At 69.5% G+C, this 25,488-nt stretch carries 19 protein-coding genes and 1 pseudogene; 8 read left to right on the forward strand and 12 right to left on the reverse strand.

Annotation, left to right across the window (positions count from 1 at the left end):
- Positions 1-12: 12 nt before the first annotated feature.
- Positions 13-855, reverse strand: a complete 843-nt coding sequence (locus tag D7V77_RS05660) for a helix-turn-helix domain-containing protein (protein WP_120575244.1) — start codon at positions 853-855, stop codon at positions 13-15.
- Positions 856-1,103: 248 nt separating this feature from the next.
- Positions 1,104-1,559, reverse strand: a pseudogene (locus tag D7V77_RS45920) (DUF2917 domain-containing protein); the annotation flags it as partial.
- Between D7V77_RS45920 and D7V77_RS05675 the strand changes: the two are divergent.
- Positions 1,542-2,993, forward strand: coding sequence for a PLP-dependent aminotransferase family protein (locus D7V77_RS05675; RefSeq protein ID WP_120575245.1), 1,452 nt, complete (start codon positions 1,542-1,544; stop codon positions 2,991-2,993). The pseudogene D7V77_RS45920 and the gene D7V77_RS05675 overlap by 18 nt on opposite strands.
- Here the strand turns inward: D7V77_RS05675 and tam are convergent.
- Complete coding sequence (gene tam / locus D7V77_RS05680; protein ID WP_120575280.1) at positions 2,974-3,744, reverse strand: trans-aconitate 2-methyltransferase; 771 nt, start codon at positions 3,742-3,744, stop codon at positions 2,974-2,976. The genes D7V77_RS05675 and tam overlap by 20 nt on opposite strands.
- 247 nt (positions 3,745-3,991) lie before the next feature.
- On the opposite strand from tam, the gene D7V77_RS05685 reads away from it, so the two are divergent.
- Complete coding sequence (locus D7V77_RS05685) at positions 3,992-7,528, forward strand: VIT domain-containing protein (RefSeq protein WP_233596710.1); 3,537 nt, start codon at positions 3,992-3,994, stop codon at positions 7,526-7,528.
- Here the strand turns inward: D7V77_RS05685 and D7V77_RS05690 are convergent.
- The 4 genes from D7V77_RS05690 to D7V77_RS05705 all read right to left on the reverse strand — a co-directional run bounded on the left by D7V77_RS05690 (position 7,520) and on the right by D7V77_RS05705 (position 10,482).
- The gene (locus D7V77_RS05690; protein ID WP_120575247.1) at positions 7,520-8,599 is read right to left on the reverse strand and encodes an alpha/beta fold hydrolase; all 1,080 of its coding nucleotides are present in this window, start codon (positions 8,597-8,599) and stop codon (positions 7,520-7,522) included. The two genes, D7V77_RS05685 and D7V77_RS05690, sit on opposite strands and share 9 nt — an antisense overlap.
- A gap of 101 nt (positions 8,600-8,700) precedes the next feature.
- Positions 8,701-8,922, reverse strand: coding sequence for a hypothetical protein (locus D7V77_RS05695; protein ID WP_120575248.1), 222 nt, complete (start codon positions 8,920-8,922; stop codon positions 8,701-8,703).
- Between the two features lie 57 nt (positions 8,923-8,979).
- Positions 8,980-9,186 carry a hypothetical protein gene (locus D7V77_RS05700; RefSeq protein WP_126933772.1) on the reverse strand — a complete coding sequence of 69 codons (207 nt, stop codon included), beginning with the start codon at positions 9,184-9,186 and terminating at the stop codon, positions 8,980-8,982.
- Positions 9,187-9,336: 150 nt separating this feature from the next.
- Positions 9,337-10,482, reverse strand: a complete 1,146-nt coding sequence (locus tag D7V77_RS05705) for a NosD domain-containing protein (RefSeq protein WP_126933773.1) — start codon at positions 10,480-10,482, stop codon at positions 9,337-9,339.
- Positions 10,483-10,662: 180 nt separating this feature from the next.
- Between D7V77_RS05705 and aac(3) the strand changes: the two genes are divergently transcribed.
- Entirely contained in the window at positions 10,663-11,460 is a 798-nt protein-coding gene (gene aac(3) / locus D7V77_RS05710; protein WP_120575251.1) for an aminoglycoside 3-N-acetyltransferase, read from the forward strand.
- A 13-nt stretch (positions 11,461-11,473) separates the two neighbouring features.
- Here aac(3) and D7V77_RS05715 read toward each other — a convergent pair whose 3' ends face one another.
- The 5 genes from D7V77_RS05715 to D7V77_RS05740 all read right to left on the reverse strand — a co-directional run bounded on the left by D7V77_RS05715 (position 11,474) and on the right by D7V77_RS05740 (position 18,475).
- Complete coding sequence (locus D7V77_RS05715) at positions 11,474-12,352, reverse strand: hypothetical protein (RefSeq protein WP_120575252.1); 879 nt, start codon at positions 12,350-12,352, stop codon at positions 11,474-11,476.
- A gap of 103 nt (positions 12,353-12,455) precedes the next feature.
- Positions 12,456-12,899 carry a putative immunity protein gene (locus D7V77_RS05720; RefSeq protein WP_120575253.1) on the reverse strand — a complete coding sequence of 148 codons (444 nt, stop codon included), beginning with the start codon at positions 12,897-12,899 and terminating at the stop codon, positions 12,456-12,458.
- A 1,117-nt stretch (positions 12,900-14,016) separates the two neighbouring features.
- On the reverse strand, positions 14,017-15,381 hold the full coding sequence (locus D7V77_RS05730) for a sigma-54 dependent transcriptional regulator (protein ID WP_120575255.1): 1,365 nt from the start codon (positions 15,379-15,381) through the stop codon (positions 14,017-14,019).
- Positions 15,378-16,727: a PAS domain-containing sensor histidine kinase gene (locus D7V77_RS05735; protein ID WP_147451992.1), complete on the reverse strand. Its 1,350-nt coding sequence runs from the start codon at positions 16,725-16,727 to the stop codon at positions 15,378-15,380. The genes D7V77_RS05730 and D7V77_RS05735 overlap by 4 nt, the downstream gene beginning before the upstream one ends.
- 158 nt (positions 16,728-16,885) lie before the next feature.
- Positions 16,886-18,475, reverse strand: a complete 1,590-nt coding sequence (locus D7V77_RS05740; RefSeq protein WP_233596711.1) for a hypothetical protein — start codon at positions 18,473-18,475, stop codon at positions 16,886-16,888.
- Between the two features lie 363 nt (positions 18,476-18,838).
- Between D7V77_RS05740 and D7V77_RS05750 the strand changes: the two genes are divergently transcribed.
- From D7V77_RS05750 to D7V77_RS05770, 5 genes are all read left to right on the forward strand, one after another.
- Positions 18,839-19,837: an HlyD family secretion protein gene (locus D7V77_RS05750; protein WP_147451993.1), complete on the forward strand. Its 999-nt coding sequence runs from the start codon at positions 18,839-18,841 to the stop codon at positions 19,835-19,837.
- Positions 19,834-20,760: an ABC transporter ATP-binding protein gene (locus tag D7V77_RS05755; RefSeq protein WP_120575259.1), complete on the forward strand. Its 927-nt coding sequence runs from the start codon at positions 19,834-19,836 to the stop codon at positions 20,758-20,760. Before D7V77_RS05750 ends, D7V77_RS05755 begins: the two co-directional genes overlap by 4 nt.
- Positions 20,757-21,893, forward strand: coding sequence for an ABC transporter permease (locus tag D7V77_RS05760; RefSeq protein ID WP_120575260.1), 1,137 nt, complete (start codon positions 20,757-20,759; stop codon positions 21,891-21,893). The genes D7V77_RS05755 and D7V77_RS05760 overlap by 4 nt, the downstream gene beginning before the upstream one ends.
- Before the next feature lie 248 nt (positions 21,894-22,141).
- On the forward strand, positions 22,142-24,181 hold the full coding sequence (locus D7V77_RS05765) for a hypothetical protein (RefSeq protein WP_120575261.1): 2,040 nt from the start codon (positions 22,142-22,144) through the stop codon (positions 24,179-24,181).
- A gap of 138 nt (positions 24,182-24,319) precedes the next feature.
- On the forward strand, positions 24,320-25,471 hold the full coding sequence (locus tag D7V77_RS05770) for a M4 family metallopeptidase (protein WP_120575262.1): 1,152 nt from the start codon (positions 24,320-24,322) through the stop codon (positions 25,469-25,471).
- The last annotated feature ends 17 nt before the right edge of the window (positions 25,472-25,488 follow it).

Below are 25,488 nucleotides of genomic sequence, written 5' to 3' on the forward strand. Positions count from 1 at the left end.
TGAGACTCACTTCTAGGAGTTGGCCGCCATCTTCTCTTGGAGAATCTTGCGGTCCCCGCGCGATGCCTTCCGGAACGCGCGTGGTGAAACGCCCGCCGCGCGGCCGAACGTGCGCACGAAGTTCGACAGGTCCCCGAAGCCCACGTCGTACGCGATGCGAGCGATGGGGGCATCCGTCGCGAGCAGGCGCGCCGCCTGACGAAGGCGCATGCGCACCAGGTATTGGTGCGGCGTGACGCCCAGCACTCCGCGGAAGACGCGGAGGAAGTGGAACGGGCTCAAGCCGACCTTCGCCGCGAGCTCCTCGAGCGTCAGCGGCTCCTCCGCCTGTGCATCGAGGAGGAGCGCGGCCTCGACGGCCCTCCGACGATCCCGCGCATGCATCCTCAAGGGTGTCTCGCGTTTCCCGGAGACGGTGCCCACGAAGCGCGCCGCGAACGCGAGCGCCACCTCATCCAGGCCCAGGTTCGTCCTTCCCTCGGCCGTCTGCTGCGCGAGCTCACCGAGCATCACCAGGGAGGGGACCGGGGGCAGGGCGCCGACGCGCCACACGTCCAGGGAGGCTCCGAGCGAATCCACGAGCGCGTCGGAGAGCTGGAACGACAGGCACTCATCGCCCGCGAGATGGTGCTCGTGGGTGCAGTGGAAGGCGTCTCCCGCGTACCCGACGAGCGTTGCTCCGGCCACGAGCTCATGCTCCGCGCCGCGGGAGTGGTAGCCAAAGCTCCTCCACCGGACGTACGACACCGAGAAGGCCCCATGCCGCTCCTCGAACTGGCGTTCGCCCGGCTTCGCGTCGCACCGGCAGTCCACGACGGAGAGGGAGCGCGAACGGTGCAGGACGGTGGTGCGCATCCGCGCTGGCTAGCAGGAGGGGGACAAGAAGACTTGGAGAATCTTGCTCAGCGCACTCCGCATCTCAGAATGCGGGGATGACCGCGCCGCTGTAGGTGGCGTCGATGTAGCGGCGCACCTCGTCGGATTGGAGCGCCTTCGCGAGTGCTGTCAACCCAGGGCTTGGGCGACGGCGTTCCCGCTTCCCGCGCCGAACCTGCCCGGCAGTCGGACAAGTTGAAGCGTGACGCGCGCAGGGCCTGCACCACCACGTGCCCCGCGTGTACCTCCAACGTGTCGCCCGCGCCGAGCACGTGGTCGTGCGGGTCGCCTTCGAACGTGAGCCACACCTGTCCCTCTTCGCAGACGAGCTTGCGGGACGGGCCGCGCAGGCGCCTGCTCCACAGGCTGCCTTCCGGCAGGCTCACCCGCTCCTGGCAGGAGTCGGATGCCGGGCCTCCTCGCAGACGCAGGGCCAGCGAGCGCAGCCAGGGGGGATTCAGCAACGTGAAAGGGTCCACCATCTCGGTCCTCCGTGATGGACCCACCATGCGTCCGGAGGCTCGACCAGAACAGATGCAGGAAATGTGAATTGTGACCGGTACAGTTCCAGGACGGAGAACTGTGCTGGTCACGGCGCCGCGAAGCTGTATCTGGGCAGTGGGAGCGCCGGGCGCTATCCGTTGAGGACCGAAGGAGGACCCTGCATGGGCGCACGTGCGCATTCACTGAAGCTCTACGAGCGCGTGGCGGAGCGGCTGAAGGACGCCATCGCCGCGGGCACGCTCCGCCCTGGTGAGCGGCTGCCCTCCGTGCGGCAACTGAGCGCCCGTGAGCGGGTGAGCGTCTCCACCGTGCTCCAGGCCTACCTGCATCTGGAGTCCCAGGGGCTCATCGAGACGCGGCCCCAGTCCGGCCACTACGTGCGCGAACGGGAGCGGCTGCGCCTCGCCGAGCCTCCGGTGTCCCGGCCGCCCGCTTCCGCGACGCCTGTCACCGTCAGCGACCTGGTGTCGCATCTGTACCGGTCGTCACGCGAACCGCGCGTCGTGCAGCTGGGCACCGCGTGGCCGGCGCCGGAGCTGCTTCCGACCCGGCGCCTGTCCCGGGAGCTGGGATTGCTCGCGCGGGAGCGGCAGGCAGAGGGCGTGATGTACGACGTGCCTCCCGGTTCGAAGCTGCTGCGACAGCAGTTGGCGAAACGCTCGCTGGAGTGGGGCTGCGCGCTGGGCGCCGATGACTTCGTCACCACCAGCGGTGCCTCCGAAGCGGTGCACCTGTGTCTCGTCGCGGCCGCGCGCAAGGGCGACACCATCGCCATCGAGTCACCCGCCTACTACGGCACGCTGCTCGCCATCGAGTCGCTGGGCCTCAAGGCCCTGGAGATTTCCTGCCACCCACGCCATGGCATGGAGCTGGACGCACTGGAGTCCGCGCTGGAGCGGCGGCGCGTGGCCGCGGTGCTGGTGGTCCCCAGCTTCAGCAACCCGGTGGGCAGCTGCATGCCGGAAGCACACCGGCGCCGGCTGGTGGACCTGGTGACCGCGCACGACGTGCCGCTCATCGAAGACGACATCTACGGCGACCTGCACTTCGGTCCGGAGCGTCCCCGTCCCTGCAAGGCCTTCGATACGCGCGGGCAGGTGCTGCTGTGCGGTTCGTTCTCCAAGACGATCGCCCCGGGCTTCCGCGTGGGCTACGTGGCCCCAGGCCGGTTCCGGGAGCGCGTGGAACTGCTCAAGTTCGCGCACACCGTGGCGTCGCCACTGCTGACCCAGGAGGCGGTCGCGCGCTTCCTGGAGAACGGCGGCTATGACAGACACCTGCGCGCCCTGCGCCGCAACCTGGCGTCGCAGGTGGAGCACGTGGCCCGCGCCGTCGCCGAGCATTTTCCCCCAGGCACGCGCGTGGCCCTGCCCTCGGGAGGGCTGCTGCTCTGGGTGCAGTTGCCTCCTTCGGTGGATGCCCACGTGCTCAACGCGCGAGCCCTGGAGACGGGCATCAGCATCGCGCCCGGCTCCATCTTCTCCGCGCGGCCGGACTCCTACCGGAACTTCATCCGGCTGAGCTGTGGCCAACCCTGGACGCCGCGCATCGAGGCCGCTGTCGCCACGCTGGGGAGCATCGCCTGCGGACTTGCTAGCGCGTCGCGACGATGAACAGCCGGGGGAAGGGCAGCAGGACCGTCCCGTCGGGCAGGGTCGGGTAGGCCCGTTCAATCCCTTCCTGATATCGGCCAAGGAAGTCGGTCTTCTCCTCCGCGTCGAGCGGGTCGAGGAAGGGCCGGAGTCCTGAGCCCTTGAACCACTCCACCACCGCGCCAGCGCCTCCGGTCAGCGGGTGGAAGTAGGTCGTGCGCCAGACGTCCACCGTGGCTCCGGCGTCGCGCAGCGTGCGGAAGTACCAGTCGGCATCGTGGCGCTCCGTCCGGGCGCTCGAGGCTCCCTTCAGCGTGTCCGCCCAGGGACCCGCGCTGGCGGTCTCCCGCATCAACCGGTGGGACGGCTCGTCCAGGTTGTCCGGCATCTGCACGGCGAGGCTTCCACCCGACGCCAGCTTATGGAGGAGCGCCGGCATCAGGGTGGCGTGGTCCGGCACCCACTGCAGCACCGCATTCGCCAGGATGACGTCGTAGGGGCCCGGGTCGCTCCAGGTCGCGACGTCTCCCAGGTCGAACCGCACGTCCGGCAAGCGCTTGCGCGCCGCGGCGAGCATGTCCGGGGAGCTGTCCATTCCGGTGACGGCGGCCTTGGAGAAGCGGGTGCGCAGCAGCTCCGTGGAGTTGCCGGGGCCGCAGCCGATGTCCGCCGCGCGCTTCACGTCGGCCGTGGGAACCCGCGCGAGCAGGTCTTGGATGGGGCGGTTCCGTTCGTCCTCGAATCGCGTGTACTGCGCCGCTGACCAATCCATGGGCATCCCCTTTTTTGGGGAACCTACCGCGTCATGGCGGTGTCATGGGCTGGCCATGTCTTGGCGGGCATGAGCTCGCCACTCGCGGATGGGTTAGCGTTCAATCATGCGCATTTATCGTGTTTCCGCTGTCGTGTTGCTGATGGGGGTCCTCGCCTCGGGATGCAAACGGGACGCGGACGTTCCTTCTCCTCCCAAGGCCGCCGCCCCGGCTGAAACGCCAGCGCCCTTCCTCCAGGCGGGACTGGTGGCTCCCGCCACCGTCGCGGGACAACCGGACACGGGCGAGGTGGACCTCGCGGCGCTGCGCGACTCCGTGGCGGATCCGAAGGTGCTCTCCGAAGAGGAGGTCGCGGCGCTCTCGCCAACCGCCGCCCGTTCACCGAGGGACCTTGCTCGCGCGCGCGCCGCTGCTCCGCCGAGCTCGCACGCCCTCGAGGCCCCCGGGCTGGGGGAGGCGGAGGTGTTGGATGTCGCGACGAGCGGGGACGCGGAACGTCGCGAGATGAGGCCACGCGCGGAGCCTTCACGGCCCGCCGCCGCGCCCTCCGCGCGGGCTCCCTCCGAGCCGGAAGCGGATGGAGTCGAGGGCGGTGTGGCCGGGGGTGTCATCGGAGGCGTCGTGGGTGATCGGTTCGCGGCGCCAGCGCCCTCGGGCGCGCCCCCTCCTTCGGAGCAGCGCCGCCGTGAGATCATCCAGATCATCAAGGGCAGCGGTAGTGGCGGTGGCGGTGGCCGGGTCATCGGTGGACTCTTCGGCTCCGGCTCTGGAGCGATGCCCGCGAAGAAGCAGGTCGCCAAGGAGGAGGCTCCGAAGCCCGTGCTGCCTCGTGTGGAGGCCGCGCCTCGCGCCGCCAAGGTGCTGGTGATGGGCGATGACGGCCGCTATCAGCCCCTCAAGACCCGCTCCGTTCGCGTCGTCACGTACATCCAGGGCTCCCGCGCGCGGACCGTGGTCGATCACCTCTTCGAAAACGACTCCGGCCGCAGCCTCGAAGGCACGTTCTATTACCCGCTGCCCGGCGGCGCGACGGTGGCGGGCTTCGCGCTGTACTCGGGGGCGGTGGCGGTGGATTCGCCCTCGCTGTTCCAGTCGTCGGACCTGCTGCCTCCCCTGGGCGATGACTCGACGGAGTCGGAGCGGCTCGTGGCCTCCGCGCCGCCCTCGGCCCGTGGCGCGAAGCGCTCCTGGGGCGACATCCAGGAGGCCCGCGTCGTGGAGCAGAAGCGCGCGCGGGAGGTGTACGAGGACGTTGTGCGCCGCAACGTGGACCCCGCGCTGCTCGAATGGTCGGGCGCGTCCACCTTCAGCGCCCGCGTCTTCCCCCTGCCTCCGAAGTCCCTCAAGCGCGTCGTCATCGCGTATGAGCAGACGCTCCTCTTCGACGGAACCCGCCTGCGCTACACGTGGCCGCTGCCTCCGGACGCGGGCAAGGAGTTGCGCGTCACCGCTCGCGTCCACGTGGATCCCCGTCAGGCGTCGGAGATCACCGTGCAGCCGGAGCCGGGCGCGAAGGGCCGCAAGGTAGAGGCCTGGCAGGTCTACGACTTCCCCAAGCTCGCCGGGGACGGCGCGCTGGGCGTGGCACTGACGCCTCGCGGAGAGGACGCGGACGTGCTGGTGGGCGCGGACGACGCGGGACTTCCGGGCCGTGCCTTCCACGCGCGGGTGCGGCTGCCGGAGCGGCTCACCTCCGGCGCGGAGGGGCCTCCCACGGGCCGCGCGGTGCTGGTGGTGGACACCTCGCTGTCCGCCGAGGACGGCAACGCCTGGGCCATCCAGGCGGCCACGCTGCGCGCCCTCCTGGAGAAGGACGCGACGTTGAAGGAGTACGCGGTGCTCCTCTTCGACGTGCGCCCGCGCTGGCTGCACGGGCCGGGCTTCCGCCCGAACGATGCGGCGAACCGCCAGGCCAGCTTCGCGGAGCTGGAGCGCGTCTTCCTGGAGGGCGCGTCCCACGTGGACGGCGCGTTGGACGAACTGGACAGGGCCGGGCGTGAGTGGCTCAAGCCCTCCGCCGCCGGAGAGCGCGTGACGGCCTTCCTGCTGTCCGACGGCAACATCACGTGGGGGCAGAGCCGCGTGGACGCGCTCCTCTCCCGGCACCCGTGCGTGGAGTCCCTGCGCTGGGTGACGTACCGCTTCGGCGAGGCCGCGGTGAACACGGAGCTCTTCGACGCGCTGGCTCGCTCCAGCGGCGGACGTGTCGTGACCGTCCTGTCCGCGACGGAGGTGGATGCCGCCGCGAAGGCGCACCGCGCGGCGTCCGTGGTGCTGTCCCGCGTGTCGGTGGTGGGCGCGGACGTGAAGGACCTGGTGGTGGCGGGCCGGCCCCGGCTCGTCTTCCCCGGGCAGGAGTTGCAGGTGGCGGGGCGGCTGCCGGGCAAGGGCGAAGCGGCGCTGGAGGTGGTGACCCAGGCCGGCACCGGGTCCGAGCGTACGCTGCGCATTCCCCTGCCGGTGGATGCGGACAGCGCGTTCGCGCCCCGGGCGTGGGCGGAGCTCTTCGTGTCCCAGCTGGTGTCCCTGGATGATGAGCGATTGGACCGGATGATCGTGGCGCTCAGCCAGCACTACCGGTTGGCCAACGCCCGCGCGTCCATGCTCGTCCTGGAGTCCGAGGGCGACTACACGCGCTACGCCGTCCGCGACGAGCAGGTGGACCTGGCGAACCTGGAGTCGCTGCGGCGCAGGGAAGAGGACCAGCGCCGCGACAAGCTCCTGGGCATCGCGCTGGACGAAGTGCCCGCCGAAGGCCGCGCGGTCGTGGCCCGGCTCGCCGAGCAGAAGGGGCTGCCCGCGCTCCTGCGGCGCCAGCCACTGAAGGACGCGCCCTACGCGGGCGGTGACGAGCGGCTCCAGGCCGAGGTGGCCTATCGCAAGGCGCGGCAGGAGAACCGGGACGACGTGATGATCTACGAGGCCGTGGCGCGCAGGCGTGCCTTCTCCGGGGACACCTGGGGCGCGGTGCGTGCGCTGTCGTCGCCCGTGGAGCTGCGGCCTCGCGACGCGGAGGCGCTGCGGCTGGTGGGGTACGGCCTGCTGGCGCTGGGGCAGTACCCGGCGGCGGCGGAGCTCTTCGAGCACGTGCGGCTCAGCCGTCCCTTCGAGGCGCAGGCCTTCCTGGAGGAGGCGCTCGCGCTGGACGCGGCCGGACGCTATTCGGAGGCCGCCCGGAACTACGAGATCGTCCTGGCGCGTCCCTGGAAGCGGCATGCCGAGGAGATGCGGACGGTGGCGAGCTTCCACTACGCCCGGATGCTGGCGGGACTGGAGCGGCAGCCCCGGCTCGCGGAGGTGGCCTCCGTGCTCAGGGCGCGCCGTGCCGGGCTGCGGGGGCCTGACGGCGAGGGGATGTTCGCGGATGCCCGGCCCATCGACTACCAGCTCACCACGCACTGGAACTCGGACAGCACGGACATCGACCTGTGGGTCATCGAGCCGGACGGGGAGAAGTGCTTCTACCAGCACAAGGAGACGTCGCTGGGCGGGCAGCTGTACTGGGACATCACGGACGGCCTGGGGCCGGAGCTGTACCACGCACGGAAGGCGGCGCCGGGGCCCTACCACGTGCTGGTGCACTACTACGGCAACCGCTCGTCGCGGTACGTGGTGCCCACCGCGCTGCTGCTCGTGAGCGACCGGAACGTCTTCACGGCCGACGACATGGCCCAGCGGCGCTTCCAGGTGCGCATCCTGCCCAACACGAACGCGCGTCTGTTGTTGCGGCGCGAGGAGCTGGTGGCGTCGAAGGACCGCGTGACGGCGCAGCCCTCACCGTGAGGTCCGCTCGCGTGGGTGCTCCTCCTGCATGAGGAGCCAGGTGGCGATGGCCTGCTCACAGGCCTCATGGTGGTCCAGGAAGGCGAAGTGCCCGCTGTCCACCTCGAACCAGGTCGCGCGCCTTCCCAGGCGCGTGGCCACGTTTCTGGCGATGCGCGCGGGCATCATCGTGTCGCGGGTGCCCTGCACGAGCAGGATGGGGACCCGTGGCGCTGATGCCCGCGCTTCGGCGCCGGAGATCAACACCAGCCCCCGCAACTCGATGCCAGCAGGCATGGCCCGTCCGCCGAGCACATGCGCTCCCACCGCGCCGTTGGACAGCCCCGCCAGGTACACGCGGCGGATGCCCTGGCTCCGGAGCCAGACCAGGGTGCGTTCGAGCGTCCTCGCTCCGTCAGCGCTCCACCAGTCTCCCGCAGGACCGACGGAGGGACAGACGGTCCTCGCGGAGATGGCCCGTGCCGCCCGGGCCAGCTGCCAGCAATACACGGTGAAGTTGCCGGCGTAGCCATGGAGCATCACCACGGCCGTGTCGGGGCTCGGCTTCTCGGGCGTGATGACCACCGTGTCGAAGGCCTCCGGTGACTGGAGTCCCAGCCACGTGGAGATGGCGGGCGTCGCCACCAGCCCCTCCTCTTGGGCAAGCCGGTCGAACGCGGACTCCAGCGAGGGAATGAACTCCGCTGCGTCCGAGGCGGGAATCCTCCCCGTACGCCAGAGGACGTGGGCCGCGAGGAGCGTGCCGTCGCGCTCGTCCACCAGCCGGTTCAGGTAGCGCGTTCCCGGCGCAGGCAGCCGCTCGGTGCGCATTCTCGGACCATCCGCCCCCGCGAGCCGGACCGCCGCGACCGTGACGAGGAGCCCCAAGCCCGCGCGTGTCAGGCCACCCCGCGTCCGCCAGGGCTTCGTGAGGAGCCCCAGCGAAAGCACCACGCCCCCCAGCGCATAACCCCAGCCTGACGCCGACGCGCCGATGCAGGCCGCCAATACGAAGAGACCGACAGCGAGAGGGCCCACGAAGAGCCCGAGGACGAAGGCCGCCCTCGCGCGCGGATGCCTCGATGTGTTCATGCAGCGAGCATCGCCGCGGGCCCCGTCTGGAAGTCCTTCCCGTTGCCGAGCGGCTCCACGTCACGGGTGAGCGGTCGTTTTCCCACTCCGTCCAGGGGCCGCTATCGGCTCACGCCCGGGGACGGGCAGAACTCGTTACAGGTGACGTACTCCCTCGCGCACTGCTGCTGCTCCTCCAGGTCTCCCTGCGCCGCGCGCATGCAGAGGCCGTAGAGCTGCCTGCAGGCGTCGTAACAGGACACCTCCTGCGCCTCGACGTCGGTTCCGCCACAGCCCATCAGGAGTCCGGCGGCCAGGAGTCCGCCAAGGAGGGTCTTTCGCATGAGCTCCGCCGTCGTGCGGCGTGCCCCGACTCCGGCACGCCGCTTCGGCTCACGCCATCACGGGCACTGCGAGATGCAGAACGCGCGGTAGCTGTTGCAGTAGTAGGGGTCGCCGCCGCCAAAGTAACACTGGTAGTACTTCTGGTCGCACGCGTCGGTACAGGCGCTCGGGACCGCCATCTCGACAACGCGGTTGGCCTCCTCGGTGCTCATGGGCTCCATCTCCTCGGCGCCGCCGCAACCCGCAAGCAGTCCAACGGCCATCAGTCCGGCAATGATTGCCACGCGCATTCGCATCTCCTGGTCTTTGGGGAATGGGTGCTGCTCCGCCAGGATAGCGCTGCCTTTCAAATCAGGACAATGGGCAGGCGTCTCCGGGAAAGCCTCGCGGTCCCCGGAGACCCCTTCAATGCCTTACGGGGTGCAGGCGACCCCTACGCAGCCGCCCGCTCCGTTGCCGCGCGCGACGTTGCCTCCTCCGTCAATGGCCGTGGGCGCGTGGATGCCCCAGCCCGTGTTGCCCTGGCAGACGTTGTTGGAGAGGGTGGGCGTGCTGCCCGGGAGCACGCGCAGGCCGTCCCCGCGGTTCGACAGGAAGCGGTTGTTGCGCACCGGGCCCTCCTGCGGGACGGGTTCGAAGTCCGGCAGGTTGGACAGCGTCAGCCCTCCTGCGTTGTCCCACCAGAGGTTGCCGCGCACGTCGAGCGTCTGGGCCGCCAGGCGCAGTCCCTCGCCATTGTTCATGACCCACGTGTTGCGCATCTGGAAGTCGAACGCCTGCCAGTCGGGACTCTCGGGCGTCCCGAACGCGGTGTTGTTCGCGAGGATGGAGTTTTCGAACACCAATTCGTAGCAGTTGTCGAAGCGGCCGTTGCTCCACGTCAGTTCCGCCACGGAAGCGTTCTCCGTGAACGTGCTCGACCGGATGAGGACATTGCCGGAGTAGCAGAACAGGGCGGTCTGGTTCGCCGTGAAGGTCGAACCGGAGATGCGGGTGTCGTGAAAGTCCACGAACAACACGAGCCCGTTTCCAGTGAACAGGGAGCCTCGGATGTCGATGGAGCCGGACGTCGCGTCGAACTCACTGCTGAACCCCACCACGCTCCCACTCACCCTCGAATCCGTCAGCAGGAACCCTCCACCGCCGTTCGTGTGGAAGATGGCGATCCTGTTGTCGACGAGCGCGACCTGATGCAGGTGCACGGTGGCGTTGTACTCGTAGCCCCGGTTGAAGCCTCGGATGGTGCCGTTGCGCACGGTGCTGTCGCTTTCGGCCGAGATGCCCACCGTGTCGCCCGGCTCGCTCCCGGCCCGGCGCACGGTGTGGCCTCCCAGGTCGAGCACGACGCCCGGCGCGGCGATCCGCAGGGCGGGAATGGGCGTGCCCGCACAGATGAGGTCGCGCGTGAGCCGCGTGTTCCTCGTCAGGACTTCTCCGCAGCGGACGGCGCGGGCCTCGAAGGCCTCCGACTTCTCCTGGGTGCTGGCCTTCGCGGTGGTGGCCGCGAGGAGCAGCAGCGCCAGGGGCCACGTCACCATCCCATCCCGAATTCTTCCCATGCTGCTTCCCCCTCGCCGGAGGCCATCCGCCCCCGAGCGGGGAGGCTGCTCACACCACCTCATGCCCCCCAGTCCGTCTGTCGGTGTCAGGCGATTGCGCGGAGACGCACAGACCTACAGCGCCCCACGGGGCGGGGCGGTTGCTATCCTCCAGAGCCCTGCGACAGGAAGGATGGAGCCATGACGACCCCTGCCACCCGGACCGGCTTGAGGGATTCATTGCGGCGGTTGGGCGTGGAGGAGGGCGACGTCGTGATGGTCCATGCCGGTCTCCGGAGCCTCGGTCCCGTGTTGGGTGGGGTGAACACCGCGGTGCAGGCGCTGCAAGACGCAGTGGGCCGCCGGGGCACGCTCATGGCCTACCTGGACTGGGAGATGGGCGTGGAGCCGGAGGACTTCGAGGACGCGCGCCTGCGCGACGAAATCCCCACCTTCGACAAGCGCACCGCGAGAGCCAGCCGCGACCACGGCATCCTCGCGGAGACGCTCAGGACCTGGCCCGGCGCGGTCCGCAGTGACCATCCGGACGCGGGCATGGTCGCCATCGGCCCGCGGGCGGAGTGGCTCTGCGCGGACCACTCCTTCCTCTATGGCTATGGCCTCGAATCGCCGCTGGCCCGGCTGGTGGAGGCGGAGGGCAAGGTGCTGATGCTCGGGGCTCCGCTGGAGACGCTCACGATTCTGCACCACGCGGAGCACCTGGCGGACCTCCCGGGCAAGCGCGTGGTCCGCTACCAGCGGCCGCTCCAGGTCGACGGCGAGCGGCGCTGGGTGGACTTCGAGGAGTTCGATACCAGCGAGCCGGTGACCGACGCACTTCGCGCGTCCAGCGTGGACCCCTTCACGCGCATTGGAGAGCAATGCCTCGCGGAGGGAATCGGCCGCTCCGGAAGCATTGCCCAGGCCGTGTCACATCTCTTCGACGCCCGCGGGCTGCTGCGCCGGGGCGTCGCATGGTTGGAGGCGTACCCTCGCTGAACGGCGCCGTGACTCAAGGACAGCCGGAGCTGACCTCGAGCGCGTCATAGGCCATCCAGCCGTTGCGGCGGGTGCTGGTGGCGGCGATGACGTAGCCGTAGATGAACTTCATGGTGCCGGACTGCTGACGGTAGCGCCCCGCGCTGTCCAACACCCAGAGCGGGATGTCGATGGAGGGGGCGCCCGAGTTCGTCGGCACGTCCAGGCGCTGGAACTTCGTGCCGGCGGGGAAGTGGTCCACCGCGACGCCGCCCAGGCCGAAGCCCGGCACGTTGAAGGTGAGGTTCGCCGAGCGCAGACCATTGGCGCGCACGAGCGGCAGATAGTCTCCCGCGCGCTCGTTGGACGACGTCGTGTCGTAGACCACCTTCTTCACTTCGAGCGCCGGGTCGTGCGAGTTGCGCACGGCGTAGCACGCCATCTTGCTCAGCCCGGAGCTCAGGGCGGAGACGTGGCCGACCTTGTCCTCGAAGGAGGTGCGGCCGAGGATGGCGGACATGGGCAGCCAGCCGGAGCTGGAGTTGGACGTTGACGTCGCGAACGCGTGCAGCTCGCCGGCGAACGTGCGCGTCTGGCCGTAGTTGAAGAGGGAGCTCGTCCGGGTGGACGTGCCCACCACGGTGCCGTTGCCGTCGCGGATGGGCACGCCCGTGGTGATGCCCCAGGCGTCATTGTCGTCCGGGTCATTGGTCTGCACGCGGTTGCCGCCGGAGGGCCGCAGCTTGCAGTTGTACGGGCTCTCCTCGCACACCGTCCCGTTCACGCCGGAGAAGGCCGCCTGCCGCGTGGTGGACAGGTCCTCCGCCGCGACTGATTCACCCTCGAAGGCCTCGCCGCCACAGGCGACGGAGGCCAGCACCACCGTGCACAACATTGGCTTTCTGAAGTTCATGGTAAAAATGGAAAACGGATTTTGCTGGTTTTGTCAAATGACGCAGCCGAGCCAATGCCGGGTGGGCGGCATGGGCGGGATGCGTCGCGCACGCGCAGTGCGTTCAGCGATTGTTCCGGGCAGGAAGCGCCAGGGCGTGGAGGTGCTCCGGCAGCTGCTGGCGCTGCCAGGCGCGTTCCCGGGCGGTGGCTTCGGCGGCGTCCGAGACTTCGGCCGCGTCATGGGCCGCGGCGGTGGCCGCGAAGGTGGCGGCCTGTGCCGCGTGGCTGGCGACGTGGGCGGTGGCGGCGGCGTGTCCAGCGGCGCGGGCCGCGGCGCATGCAGCGGCGTGTGAGGTGGCATCCGAGGCAGCGGCGTGCGCGGCGAAGCCGGCGACGATTGCGTCGGTGATCATCAGGTGTCCCTGCTGCCACGCGCGTACTGCTTCGATGGCCTGGCGGGGACGGTGGTCCTCCGGGAACTCCTGTTCGAAGAAGGGGAGGACGCGCTCGGCGCAGTCGGCGGCCCAACGGGCCAGGCACTCGTGGTCGGACCTGTCGAGCTTCATTCTCCGCCCCTCCCTGCGTCACACTCCTTGCGTATTCACTGTCATTCCAGCCTCGCAGGTCAATGTGTGGCTAGAATCTCTTCCATGGTCAGGAACGCGTGGTGGATCGCGGTGCTGGTGGGCTGGCTGGCGGTGCCGGCAACCGGGTGGGCCTGTTCATGTACTTTTATCACGCAGGGACTTCCCGGTTCGCTAGAGGGGGCTCGGGATCAGGCCGGGTTCATCTACCTGGGGCGGGTCCGTGACTCAGAGGGCCGGTCCGAACGCTTCGCCACCGTGGACGTCCTGGAGGCGTTCAAGGGCAGCGTCAAGGCGGGTGATGTGTTGCAGCTGCCTTACGGGTGGAGCGGTGACTGCGTCCTGAACCTGCCTGGGGGCCAGACATGGTTGCTCTATGCCGACAAGAGCAGCCCGGAGGCGGTCTGGATGTGCACGCGGAGCCGCAGGGTTCTTTCGTCGGATGACAGCGAACTGACCTGGCTCCGCACGGGCGTCCTTCCGCCGGTGCCCGTGTCGCTCCAGCGTGAGACCGTGAGCTGCGAGGCGTGTAACATCGAGGCGGTTGGAGGGCGTCTGTTGGCTCCTCCGCAGATGCCTCCCGCCACACCTGCTGCTCATGCGGAAGCGGAGGCGCTATGGAAGAAGGGCCAACCGTTCTTCACGGCCGAATACGCGGAGCATCTGATGATGTTCGGGGTGTCGCGGGAGGGCCGCGCGTTCGAGTTGACCGAAGTCTCTGGATCGTTCGGAGTGCAGACGGCTTGCGAGCGGCGGGTCGAACTCCGCTGGTGCAAGCGATTGGAACTCCGTCAGAGGACGCCACGGTTTTCTGCCTTCCACTGTGTCGACCCTGGCGAGCCACAGGAGGCTTGCGACGAGCGTCGGAGCCGGAAGTCGGAGTGGTTTCCGATGGAGTGCCTGCCGGCCAGGGCGTGCATTTGGTTCAATCCCTCCGCTCCCTCGTGTGAGTTGGCCGAAGGCCGCTTCCCCTTTCCGTCAGGGGCCCCGCCGTTGCCTGTCCTCGCCTGCCATCCCTGGACACCAGGAGCCCGCTCCGGCAGCTACTCCTGTGAGGTGAAGACGGCGCCGGAGCCCGTACCGCCAGAGCCGTGAGCCTTCATTGCTCGGGCTCCTCGCCTTCGTTGAGGAGGCCATGCTTGCGGAGCTTGTCGTGCAGCGTCGCACGGCCGATGCCCAGCGCCTTCGCGGCCTCCGTGCGCTGGCCCTTGGACGCAGAGAGCGCCGCGAGGATGAGCTCACGCTCGTGTGCATCCAGTTTCTCGCGCAGGGTGGTGCCGGTGTTGGCCTGGGACGTGGGCGTGCTGGTGCCTCCGGGCAACAACTCCAGGTCCAGGGTCCCGTCGGCGGACAGCACCACGGCGCTCTCCAGGGCGTTCTCCAACTCGCGCACGTTGCCGGGCCAGGGGTGGGCCGTGAGACGCTCCAGGAGGGCGGGCGTCAGGGGCACCGGTGGCATGTGGAAGCGCTCGGTGTGGCGGGCGAGGAAGTGTCTTGCGAGCGCGGCGATGTCCTCCGGGCGGCTTCGCAGCGGGGGCACCTGGAGCGTCACGACCTTGAGGCGATAGTAGAGGTCCTCGCGGAAGCGGCCCTCCGCCACGCGCTGGGGCAGGTCGCGGTGGGTGGCGGCCAGGACGCGGACATCCACCGGGAAGGAGCGGTCTTCTCCCACGGGCCGGACTTCGCCCTCCTGCAAGACGCGCAGGAGCTTCGCCTGGAGGGGCAGGGCGAGCTCTCCCACTTCGTCCAGGAGCAGGGTTCCTCCGGAGGCCTCGCGGAAGAGACCGGGCCGGGCTCGCACGGCGCCGGTGAACGCGCCCCTCGCATGTCCGAAGAGCTCCGCCTCCGCGAGCTCCGGCGTGAGGGCGGCGCAGTTGAAGCGCACGTAGGACTTGTCCGCGCGCGGAGAGGCTCGCACCAGTGCCTCGGCGACGCGCTCCTTGCCGGTGCCGCTCTCTCCCGTGATGAGCACGGTGACGTCTCGAGGGCCCACGCGCTGGATGAGCAGGGCCAGCCGCGCCATCGACGGTGACACGAAGACCAGCGAGCGCAGCAGGTTCACTTCTCCGGACAGCCGCTCGTTCTCCGCCTCCAGCCGGACCATCCCGAGCGCCCGGCGCACGACGGCCAGCACGTCGTCCACGTCGAAGGGTTTGCGGAAGTAGTCCAGCGCGCCCAGCTTCATGGCCTCCACGGCGTGGCGTTCCGAGCCGTGCGCGGTGATGAGGATGACGCGGGGCGCACTCGGTCGCGCGGCGACGCGGCGGAGCAGCTCCATGCCATCCACGCGTGGCATGCGCAGGTCGCTGAGCACCAGGTCCACGGGCGGCTCCTGCTGCAGGCGCGCGAGCGCGGCCTCGCCGTCCACCGCTTCTTCCACGGTGAGCCCGTCATCCTCCAGCAAGCCGCGCAGCGTGTAGCGCACGCCCGCGTCGTCATCCGCCACCAGCACGCGGGCCTTCATGGCAGGGCCTCCTGTCGCTGTGTTTCGACCGGCTTGGGCGTGGCCGGGAGGCTCAGCTCCGCCACGCAGCCTCCGCCCTCACGGGCGCGCAGGCTCAACTCTCCGCCGTGCTGGCGCATCAGGGCTCGCGACAGGGCCAGGCCCAGGCCGGAGCCGTGGGGCTTCGTGGTGATGCCCGGCTCGAAGACGCGCTCGCGCACCTCCGCCGCCAGCCCGGGACCCCGGTCCCTCACCTCCACGCGGCCGCCACCTTCCGGGGCCGTCCAGGCCTGGAGCTCCACCGTGGTGCCCCGAGGCGCGGCGTCCAGCGCGTTCTGCACCACGTCGATCAACACCTGGCGCACCTTGCGTGCGTCGCACCAAGCCTCCACCGGCGGCCCTTCCGCGACCCTCAATGCCACGCCTCGTTCTCCCGCCATGCCCTCGTGCAGCTCCGCCACCTGCCGGCACAGGCCATCCAGCTGCACGTGCGCTTCATTGAGCGGGAGCAGCGGCCGGGAGAAGTTGAGGAACCCTTCGAGGATCTCCTGCATCCGGTCCACCTCCCGGCGCAGCACCGCGAGCCGCTCCGCGGGCCGGCCCTCCACCTCGCGGGCAATCATCGCGGCCAGGCCCTTCACGCTCGCCAGCGGGTTCTTCAATTCGTGGGCAATCTCTCCCGACAGCGTGGTGAGCGAGCGCACCCGTTCCTCGTGCGCGCTCAGTGCCTCATCCCGCGCATCCAGCGCCGTGCGGACCATGCCGCGGTACGTGCGCCGCAGATGGATGCCGATGAAGTTCGTCCACATGACGAGGAACACCGTCACCGCGAGCATCGTCAGGAGCAGCGCATTGTTGTGTCCCGCGCGCGGGCCTCCACCGAAAAGCACGGGCACCAGGTCATCTACCGCGCCCGTCAACGTCACCGCCGCCTGCACGCCCACCAGCGCGAGCAGGTAGCCCGCCCACCTGCGAGCCCGCGCGGGCGTGAAGAGGATGGCCGTGGCCAGGGACGCCGGCAGCACCAGGGGAATGAGCGGGCTCTCCAGTCCTCCCAGCGACAGGTTCATCACCGTGAAGAGGGGGAACGCCACGGTCGGCAGCAGCCTGCCCGGCTCATGCGACACCACTGCTTGACGCCGCCACACCACGATGGCCCCCACCCCCGCCACCACGAGCGTCAACGCCAACGCCACACACCAACGGCGCCATGCGGCCGTGTCCCCGATGAGCCCCAGCGACACCATCACCACCGGCAGGGGACTCAGGAACGACAGCACCTTCGTCACCTGCCGGAACATCCGCGAGAACGCCTCGCGTTGGACCTGCTCGACTCCGGCGGACGTGGGCGGGGGTAGGGAATGCAAGGCGCGTCCTCCTGGACCGTGGGCGCTACCCTATGCCCAAGCAAGGCGGATGCCCCAGCCCGTGTGCCCTGGGGCCTCCTCCTCTCCGCCCCCTTCGTGTTCGGAGACCCGGCACCGGGCGTCGGAAATCCGAACACTCCCGGTGCCGAGGACGGCCTCTACTTCCGGATGCGCAGCGTGACGGAGGTGAACACCTCGACGCTCTTCCCGCCCTCCTGGACGAAGCTGCTCGTGTAGCCCACCGGCTTGAGGAAGAGGCCGCTCGCTTCGTGCTCATTGACGGATTTGGGACCGAACCGCGCCATCTGCATCGTGCCCATGGCCATGCCCGTGCAGCCCACGCACTTGGGGGCCCGGTACGCGAACACCGTGCCGCCCTCGATTTGATTCGTGCCATTGAGGCGCGGCTTCGGGACGGCGATGAACAGCCGCTGATCGGTGCCAGGAATCTCCCAGACCGCGCCCAGCGGGAGGCTGCTGGTGCTGTCCGCGTTGGTGCCCACCGGACGGAGGGTCACCTCGGTGGAGCCACTGCTGTCGATGGCCGGGTTGATGCCGACGAGCTCCTCCTTCTTCGTCCACCCCAGCCAGTGAAGCTGCGGGAGGTTGTAGTTGTCCGACGCGAAGGTGCTCATGAAGCTGCTCGAGTCCGCGGACGAGCGGACCTGGCCGGTGGAGGGGTCTCGCACGTTGCTGTGCGCGAGGCCGAGGACGTGCCCGATCTCGTGGGCATAGTCCCGCGCCAGGGTGCCCTTGAGGAAGACGCTGCGCGAGCCGGCGTTCGAGGTGGAGCACATCCCGCCGGGCAGCACGAAGACCGTGAGGAACGCGCTCGAGTTGGCCTTCTGGCGGGCCTGGTTCTTCGCGGTGGTGCAGTTGCTGCTCGTCACCTGCACGGTCTGGGAGCCAGTGAACTCCAGGCTCACCTGGCCGCGAGACGCGACGGCGAAGTCGCGGTACACACCCCGGATGGTGTTCTGGATGGTGCTGAGGGCGGGCGTCGTCCTGCCATCCAGGGTGATGCGGACGACCTTGACGGTGTGCTTCGTGTTGATGGCGCCCAGTCTGCTGACGCCGTTGTAGTTCCTGACGCAGGTCGACTCATTGCCAGCGCAGTCATAGCGGTGCGCCGAAGGGAGCACCTCGACGTCCTGGACGCGGAACGAACGCACCTGGTCGTTCGCGCTCGCGCCGCTCCCGAACGAGGTCTCACAGAGGTTCGTGTCGGTGTCGACCGTGACCGAGTCGCCGGTGCAGTCCCCAGCGGCATGGAGCGTCACGGCCTTGCCGATGGGCACGTCGACGAAGGAGGCGCCCGCGGCCTGCGGGAGGGTGTGGCAGCCGTTGGATGCGGCTTCCTGAATCACCTGGGAGACACCGTTACAGCTTTCACGCACGCGGACGAGCGGCGCGCGCGGGGCGATGAGCTGCTCGCGCAGCACGGTCCAGTTGGCCGCCGTGCAGTTCTCGGCCTGCACCTCATCCAGGAAGAGGCCGTCCTCGAGCTCCGCGTGCTCGTAGGTCTGGCACGTCTCCCACAGCTCGCTCCAGTGTGCCCAGTCGCAGGTCCCCGCGCCGACATACGTCTCGACGCACGCGAGCGACGCCGCGAGCTCCGGGGAGACGACCGCCTGCCGGGTGGTCGCCCCGCCGGGCTGTTCGTGCGCGGGCGGCTCCCAGTCCTCACCCTGACACCCTGACACCAGTGCGCCGAACAGCATCACGCCCATCATGGACAGCTTCCGCATACCTCTCCCTCGCAGCCAATGGCCGCATGACACCGCGAAACATGTGCAGTGGATGAAAAGGCTCTTTACACGACTCTCCTGTAAATCATGGACAATCCGCATGGTATGTTTTGACGCGCTGTGCGTCTGGCATTCCGGCGACCCGGCGTCCGGCGCCGGAACTCCGAACAGGTGAAGGCCCTGCCCCCGGGGGCTCCCCTGTCGTTCAGTGTTGGCACGCCGGGTGCTCAAGGTGACGCCAGGACACGGGTTCAGGACCTGCCCGTGAGCTGGACGCGGACCCCCGGGCGAGGCAGGCGTAGCGTGGACCCGCCGCGCTCGGGGGGCGCTCCAATCGCGGCGAGGCCGCGCCAGGAGGCACGGGTGTCGGGACCGGGCAGGAAGAGGAAACACTCGAAGCGGGGCATCGTCGCGGGGGCGGTGCTGGTCGCCGTCATCGTCAGCGGCATCCTGTGGCTGCGGCGGCCGGCCCAGGAGCCGCCGCCACGCTTCACCGGCTTCGTCGTCAGCGACAACGTCTACCTGTCCTCGCCGGTGGCCGGCATGGTGGCGTCCGTGGCGGTGGTGCGCGGACAGCGCGTGGAGGTGGGCACGCCGCTGTTCCGCATGGAGCCCACGTCGCTTACGGCGCGGGCCGACCAGGCGCGGGCGCAGGTGGGGCAGATCGAAGCTCAGTTGCTCGCACGCCAGTCGGACGTGGCCCGGGCGCGTGCCTCGCTCGCCGCCGCGCAGGCGGAAGCGGACCGCGCGGACGCGGACCTGGCCCGGCTCGTCGCCGTCGAGAAGACCGTGGAGGGCGCAGTGACGCCCCAGCAACTGGACCTGCTGCGCGCGACGGCGACGCGCGCTCATGCCCAGCGAGACGCGGCCCGCACGGACGTGGCGGCGGCGGGCGCGCAGCTGGAGGTCGTCCGCGCACAACTCACCAGCGGACGCGCGGGCGTCACCGCAGCGGAGCAGCAGGTCGTGGAGCTGGCGCCTGTGTCTCCCGTCGTGGGCCGGGTGGAGGACGTCCTCTTCCAGCAGGGCGAGTGGGCCATGCCCAACGCCCCCGTCGTCAGCATCATCCCGGACGCGCAGCTGAAGGTGCGATTCTACGTGCCGCAGGGGAGGGTGGCGTCCTTTCCGCCAGGCACCACGGTGGCCATCGCCTGCGACGGCTGCGACACCGGGATGACGGCGCGCGTGGACTACGTCGCGCCGCGCCCTGAGTACACGCCGCCCATCATCTACAGCCTGGAGACGCGGCAGAAGCTGGTGTTCCTGCTGGAGGCGGTGCCCTCCGCGCCCACGCGCCTCTTGCCCGGGCAACCCATCGACGTGACACCCCTGAAGCAGGCACCCGTGGAGGCGGACCGATGAACGAGCGGGCCATCGACGTGCGCGGGCTCAACAAGTCCTTTGGCGACCGGCACGTCGTGCGGGACGTCTCCATCGCCGTGGACGCCGGACGCATCACCGGCTTCCTGGGCCCCAACGGCTCCGGCAAGACGACGACGCTGCGGCTGCTGTGCGGACTGCTCACGCCCGACAGCGGCGAGGGCACCGTGCTGGGCCTGGACTTCCGTGCCCGGGGCGACGCCATCAAGCGCCAGACGGGCTACATGACGCAGAAGTTCTCCCTCTACGAAGACATGACGCTGGAGGAGAACCTGGCCTTCGTCGCGCGCGTCCACGGTCTGGACCAACGGCGCGAGCGGGTGGAGGACACGCTCCACCGGCTGGGCCTCTTCGACCGGAGAGACCAGCTGGCGGGCGCGCTCTCCGGCGGCTGGAAGCAGCGCCTGGCCCTGGCCGCCGCGACGCTGCACGAGCCCCGCCTGCTGCTCCTGGACGAGCCCACCGCGGGCGTGGACCCCAAGGCCCGCCGTGAGTTCTGGGACGAAATCCACACGCTCGCCGCGGGCGGGCTCACGGTGCTGGTGTCCACGCACTACATGGACGAGGCGGAGCGCTGCCACGACATCGGCTACATCCTGTATGGGCGCCTCATCGCGCGGGGCACGGCGGACGCGCTCATCCGCGACTCCGGGCTGGTGACGTTCCTGGGGGAAGGGCCGGGCATCGACCGCGCGGCGCACCTGCTGGCCCAGGCGGACGGCGTGCTCAGCGCCTCCGCGTTCGGCGCCGCCGTGCACGTCAGCGGGCTGAAGCGAGAAGCCCTGGAGGCCGCGCTCGTCCCCTGGCGCAAGGAACCCTTCCGGTGGAGCGAGGTGACGCCCTCCCTGGAGGACGTCTTCATCCAACTCATGGGTCGCGAGCGCGACGAACGGTACACGTCATGACGGGTTCGCTTCCGCGCATCCTGGCCGTGCTGCTCAAGGAGTTCACGCAGCTGCGGCGCGACCGCATCACCTACGCGATGATCCTCGTCATGCCGGTGATGCAACTGCTCATCTTCGGCTACGCCATCAACATGGACCCCCGGCACCTGCCCGCCGCGGTGCTGTCCCACGACACCAGCACCCTGGCGAACTCCGTCGTCGCCGCGCTGGAGCGCACCGGCTACGTGGACGTGCGCTACCTGCCGCGCTCCGACGAGGAGTTGGATCAGCTCATCCGCAGGGGACAGGTGATGCTCGGCATCACCATCCCCCCGGACTTCAGCAGGCGGGTGCTCAAGGGCGAGCGCGCTCAAATCCTCGCGGAGGCGGACGCGTCCGATCCGCAGGCAGCGGCGGGGGCGCTCGCCGCGGTGAGCGTGCTGCCCACGGAGGCGCTGCGGAACGAACGGGTGGGGCTGGGGGCTCCCCGGTCCCCCGCGCCCGCCTTCGAGGTGGTGGTGCACCGGCGCTACAACCCGGAGAGCCGCTCCCCGTTCCACATCGTGCCGGGTCTGCTGGGCATCATCCTGTCCATGACGCTGGTGATGATGACCGCCATGGCCGTCACCCGCGAGCGAGAGCGCGGCACCATGGAGACGCTGCTGTCCACGCCCGCCACCCCGGCGGAGATCATGGTGGGCAAGCTCACGCCGTACGTCGTCGTGGGGTTGGTGCAGACCGTCGTCGTGCTGGGCATGGCGCGAGGATTGTTCTCGGTGCCCATGGCGCGCACGCCCGCGGGATGGCTGGCATTGGCGTGCGGCATCGTGCTGTTCATCGTGGGCAACCTGTCGCTGGGCTACCTCATCTCCACCGTGGCGCGCAGCCAGCTGCAGGCGATGCAGATGTCCATGTTCTACATGCTGCCGTCCATCTTCCTCTCCGGCTTCGCCTTCCCCTTCCTGGGCCTGCCGCCGTGGGCCCGGGTGCTGGGCGAAATCATCCCCGTCACGCACTTCCTGCGCATCGTCCGGGGCGCGCTGCTCAAGGATCAGGTGCTCGCGGACATGGGGAACGACCTGCTGGCGCTGGGCCTGTTCGTGCTCGCGGTGGCCGGCGCGGCACTCGCGAGGTCACGCACGACCTTGGATTGATTGACGCCACACGTCGAGCATGACGCAGCCGCGAAAGGAGGGTGCTTGGACGTCCGGACGATCCAACCGGACCGCCGTTTGCAACCTTACTTCCGCACCGGAGCCACGTTTCACGTGGTTTCGCGGGGTTCAGTCCCGCCTCCGGTCTGGAGATGCCCATGTCCCGTGACGACTCCTTCGCGGTAGGTGCGGTGCGGACTTCGCGCCTGCAGGATGCGCCGCGTTCAAGCTCCCATCGGTGGGGGAGGGTGACCCTCCCCTTCGTGCTCCTCTGCGTGGCGACCTTCGCCGCCGGCTGTGGGGACGATGATGACAACTGCGTTCCCAGGACGTGCGAGTCGCGGGGCTTCAACTGTGGCGACACGACGGATGGCTGTGGCCACGATCTCGACTGCGGCACCTGCGCGACGCCCGCTACCTGTGGCGGCGGTGGCGAGGCCAATGTCTGTGGTTGCCCCGACATCAAGACGGCGTGCAGCCCCGGGGTCGAGTGCGGCACCGAGCCGGATGGCTGCGGTGGCACCGTCTCCTGCGGGACGTGCGCGGCGCCGGAGGTGTGCGGCGGACGCGGCGTGGAGCAGACGTGTGGCATCCCCGCCGCGAACCGCGAGTGCAGTGATGGCTGGTGCTGGGAGTATCCACTGCCCCATGGCTACAGCTTCAAGGGCGCGCACTTCAGCGCGGCCAATGACGGCTGGGCCGTGGGCGAGGACGGCTTCATCCAGCACTGGGACGGAACGCGCTGGACGCGCGTGGCCAGCGGGACGCTGACGTCGCTGAGCGACGTGCACGCCCTCTCCGCGACGAACGTGTGGATGGTGGGCGCGGGCGGCACCGTGCTCCACTCCACGACGGGCAGTGCTTTCTCTGCCGTGAGCTCCGGGACGACGCGCGACCTGAACTCCGTGTGGGCCTCCGGTCCGGGCGACATCTGGGCCGTGGGCGCCAACGGCACCGTGCGGCGCGACCAGGGCAGCGGCTTCCAGGGCGTGGACGTGTCCACGACGAAGAACCTCAATGGCGTGTGGGGCAGCGGGCCTTCGGATGTCTGGATGGTGGGGCAGTCCGGGACGCTGCGCCGGTACGACGGCAATGCGGTCTCCGGCATCGACGCGGGCACCACGGACATCGACTTCCATCAGGTGACGGGCACCGGTCCGAACGACGTCTGGACCGTCGCCTCGGATGACCCCTGCATCTTCTGTGACGACTACGGCCAGGTGTTCCGCACCACGCCCGCGGGCATCGAGCAGTCCCTGCGCTCGTCGGATCAGCTGTTCTACGTGTACGCCGCGTCGCCCTCGCTGGTGCTGTCGGGTGGAGAGGACTTCGGCTACATCTACAACGGCACGAAGTGGACGGACACGGACGAGGACGCCGTGGGGCCCATCACCGGCAGCGGGCCTGACAACGTGTGGTCCTTCGGTTCGGGCGGGCAGATGCAGAAGTGGAGCGGGCAGGCGTGGATCTCCCAGACTCCGCTGCGCACGCTGAGGGTGGCGCGGGCCGTCCATGGCACGGGGCCGTCGGACGTGTGGGCGGTGGGAGACCCGGGCCGCGTGCTGCACTGGAACGGCGGCGGCTGGATCGAGCCGCAGCTGGACTTCTCCCCCGTCGACGACGTGACGGGCGTCTACGCGGCCTCCTCGACAGACGTCTGGGTGACGTCCTCCTTCCATGACCGCATCTACCGGTTCGACGGAGCCCGCTTCATCACGCAGTACACCGCGGAGTCGTCGCTGGCGCTGAACGCCATTCACGGCGTATCCGCGGCGGACATCTGGGCGGTGGGCGCGTCCGGCCAGGCCGTCCATTTCGACGGCACCACCTGGACGCGGAAGCCCACGGAGGTTCAGGCGACGCTCAACGCTGTCTGGGTGCAGGGGCCCTCGCTGGCCCTCGCGGTAGGCGACGCCGGCACCATCCTGCGCTGGGACGGCACCGCCTGGAGCACGATGACCTCCGGAACCAACAAGGCCCTGAAAGCCGTGTGGGGCAGCGGGCCGGCGGACGTCTGGGCGGCGGGCGCGGAAGGCACGCTGCTGCGCTACAACGGCGCCCTCTGGCTCCCCGTGGCCAGCGGCACCTCGTCCCAGCTCAACGGGCTGATGGGGCGCTCCGCCAACGAGGTCTGGGCGGTGGGCGACAACGGCACGCTGCTTCGCTTCGATGGCGGCAAGTGGAACGCGGAGACCACCGGCACCCGCCGCGTCCTCCGGGGCGTGTGGGCGCCGTCTTCGTCGGAGCTGTGGCTGGTGGGGGACACGGCCGTCCTTCACAAGCCTTGACGCCACGCGAGCAGGCTTGAGCGCGAGGCGCCGCATGGGTTCCCTTGCGACCGGGGAGCCCATGCCGCGCCGTGTCCCGAGCACGGCATGCCGTCATCACCATCGTCTTCTGGTACCCACTTCAGAAGGAGATCGGTGATGTGCTGCAACACCCGAATCTGGCATTCCCACCACTGCATCCTGCCGCCGTACGTCAGCCGGCAGATTGCGCAGAACGGCTCACCGCAGCAGCGCGCGAGGGCCCTGCGGACGCTCTCCATCGACAACACCCTGCGCGCCATCCGCCTGTCGAGCAGCGGTGCGCCCCAGGCGGCGAAGCGCCTCATCCCCGCCCCCATGGTCGTGGAGAGCCAGAAGCTCCGCACCATCTACGACGTGAAGAACACCGAAGCCCTTCCGGGAACGGTGGCCCGCAAGGAGGGTGATGCCGACGTCAGCGACCAGGCGGTCGACGAAGCCTATGTCGGCCTGGGCGCGACCTACGACCTCTACTGGGACGTCTACGGGCGCAACTCCATTGATGGCAACGGCATGCCGCTGAACGGTCACGTCCACTATGGCAGTGGCTACGACAACGCCTTCTGGGACGGCGAGCGCATGGTGTTCGGCGACGGCGACGGGGAGCTGTTCAACCGCTTCACCATCTCGGTGGACGTCATCGGGCACGAACTGGCCCACGGCGTGACGGAACACGAGGGCCCTCTTGCCTACTTCTCCCAGGCGGGCGCGCTCAACGAGCACATGTCGGACTGCTTCGGCTCGCTCGTGAAGCAGCGCCTGTTGAACCAGACGGCGGAGCAGGCCGACTGGCTCATCGGCGCGGGGCTCCTCACGGACAAGGTCCAGGGCAAGTCGCTGCGCTCCATGAAGGACCCCGGCACCGCGTTCGATGATCCGGTGCTCGGCAAGGATCCGCAGCCGGCCCTCATGAAGGACTTCGTGAACACGTGGGAGGACAACGGCGGCGTGCACATCAACTCTGGCATCCCCAACAAGGCCTTCTGCGTCGCGGCCACCAACCTGAAGGGCTACGCGTGGGAGAAGGCCGGCCTCATCTGGCTGGAGACGCTGCGCGACCCCCGGCTGAAGCCCAACGCCTCGTTCCTCTCCTTCGCCCGGCTCACCGTGACGGCGGCCGTCCGCCTCTACGGCAGCGGTGACGAGGAGCAGATCGTGCGCGACGCCTGGAACCAGGTGGGCATCAAGGTCTCCAAGGAGCGGGCGGGCGCGCCGGCCTGGACGCCGCAGGTGCCGAAGCAGGCCGCGCAGCCGGTGCAGCGCAAGCACTAGGCCCTGGGGTCGACGGA

Source organism: Corallococcus sp. CA041A (genome assembly GCF_003612075.1).
GTDB lineage: Bacteria > Myxococcota > Myxococcia > Myxococcales > Myxococcaceae > Corallococcus > Corallococcus exiguus.

Coding starts and splice junctions, on each gene's coding strand:
- D7V77_RS05660 (WP_120575244.1), bottom strand. CDS start 855: ATGCGCACCACCGTCCTGCACCGTTCGCGCTCCCTCTCCGTCGTGGAC.
- D7V77_RS05675 (WP_120575245.1), top strand. CDS start 1,542: ATGGGCGCACGTGCGCATTCACTGAAGCTCTACGAGCGCGTGGCGGAG.
- tam (WP_120575280.1), bottom strand. CDS start 3,744: ATGGATTGGTCAGCGGCGCAGTACACGCGATTCGAGGACGAACGGAAC.
- D7V77_RS05690 (WP_120575247.1), bottom strand. CDS start 8,599: ATGAACACATCGAGGCATCCGCGCGCGAGGGCGGCCTTCGTCCTCGGG.
- D7V77_RS05695 (WP_120575248.1), bottom strand. CDS start 8,922: ATGCGAAAGACCCTCCTTGGCGGACTCCTGGCCGCCGGACTCCTGATG.
- D7V77_RS05700 (WP_126933772.1), bottom strand. CDS start 9,186: ATGGCCGTTGGACTGCTTGCGGGTTGCGGCGGCGCCGAGGAGATGGAG.
- D7V77_RS05705 (WP_126933773.1), bottom strand. CDS start 10,482: ATGGGAAGAATTCGGGATGGGATGGTGACGTGGCCCCTGGCGCTGCTG.
- D7V77_RS05715 (WP_120575252.1), bottom strand. CDS start 12,352: ATGAACTTCAGAAAGCCAATGTTGTGCACGGTGGTGCTGGCCTCCGTC.
- D7V77_RS05720 (WP_120575253.1), bottom strand. CDS start 12,899: ATGAAGCTCGACAGGTCCGACCACGAGTGCCTGGCCCGTTGGGCCGCC.
- D7V77_RS05730 (WP_120575255.1), bottom strand. CDS start 15,381: ATGAAGGCCCGCGTGCTGGTGGCGGATGACGACGCGGGCGTGCGCTAC.
- D7V77_RS05740 (WP_233596711.1), bottom strand. CDS start 18,475: ATGCGGAAGCTGTCCATGATGGGCGTGATGCTGTTCGGCGCACTGGTG.
- D7V77_RS05755 (WP_120575259.1), top strand. CDS start 19,834: ATGAACGAGCGGGCCATCGACGTGCGCGGGCTCAACAAGTCCTTTGGC.
- D7V77_RS05760 (WP_120575260.1), top strand. CDS start 20,757: ATGACGGGTTCGCTTCCGCGCATCCTGGCCGTGCTGCTCAAGGAGTTC.
- D7V77_RS05770 (WP_120575262.1), top strand. CDS start 24,320: ATGTGCTGCAACACCCGAATCTGGCATTCCCACCACTGCATCCTGCCG.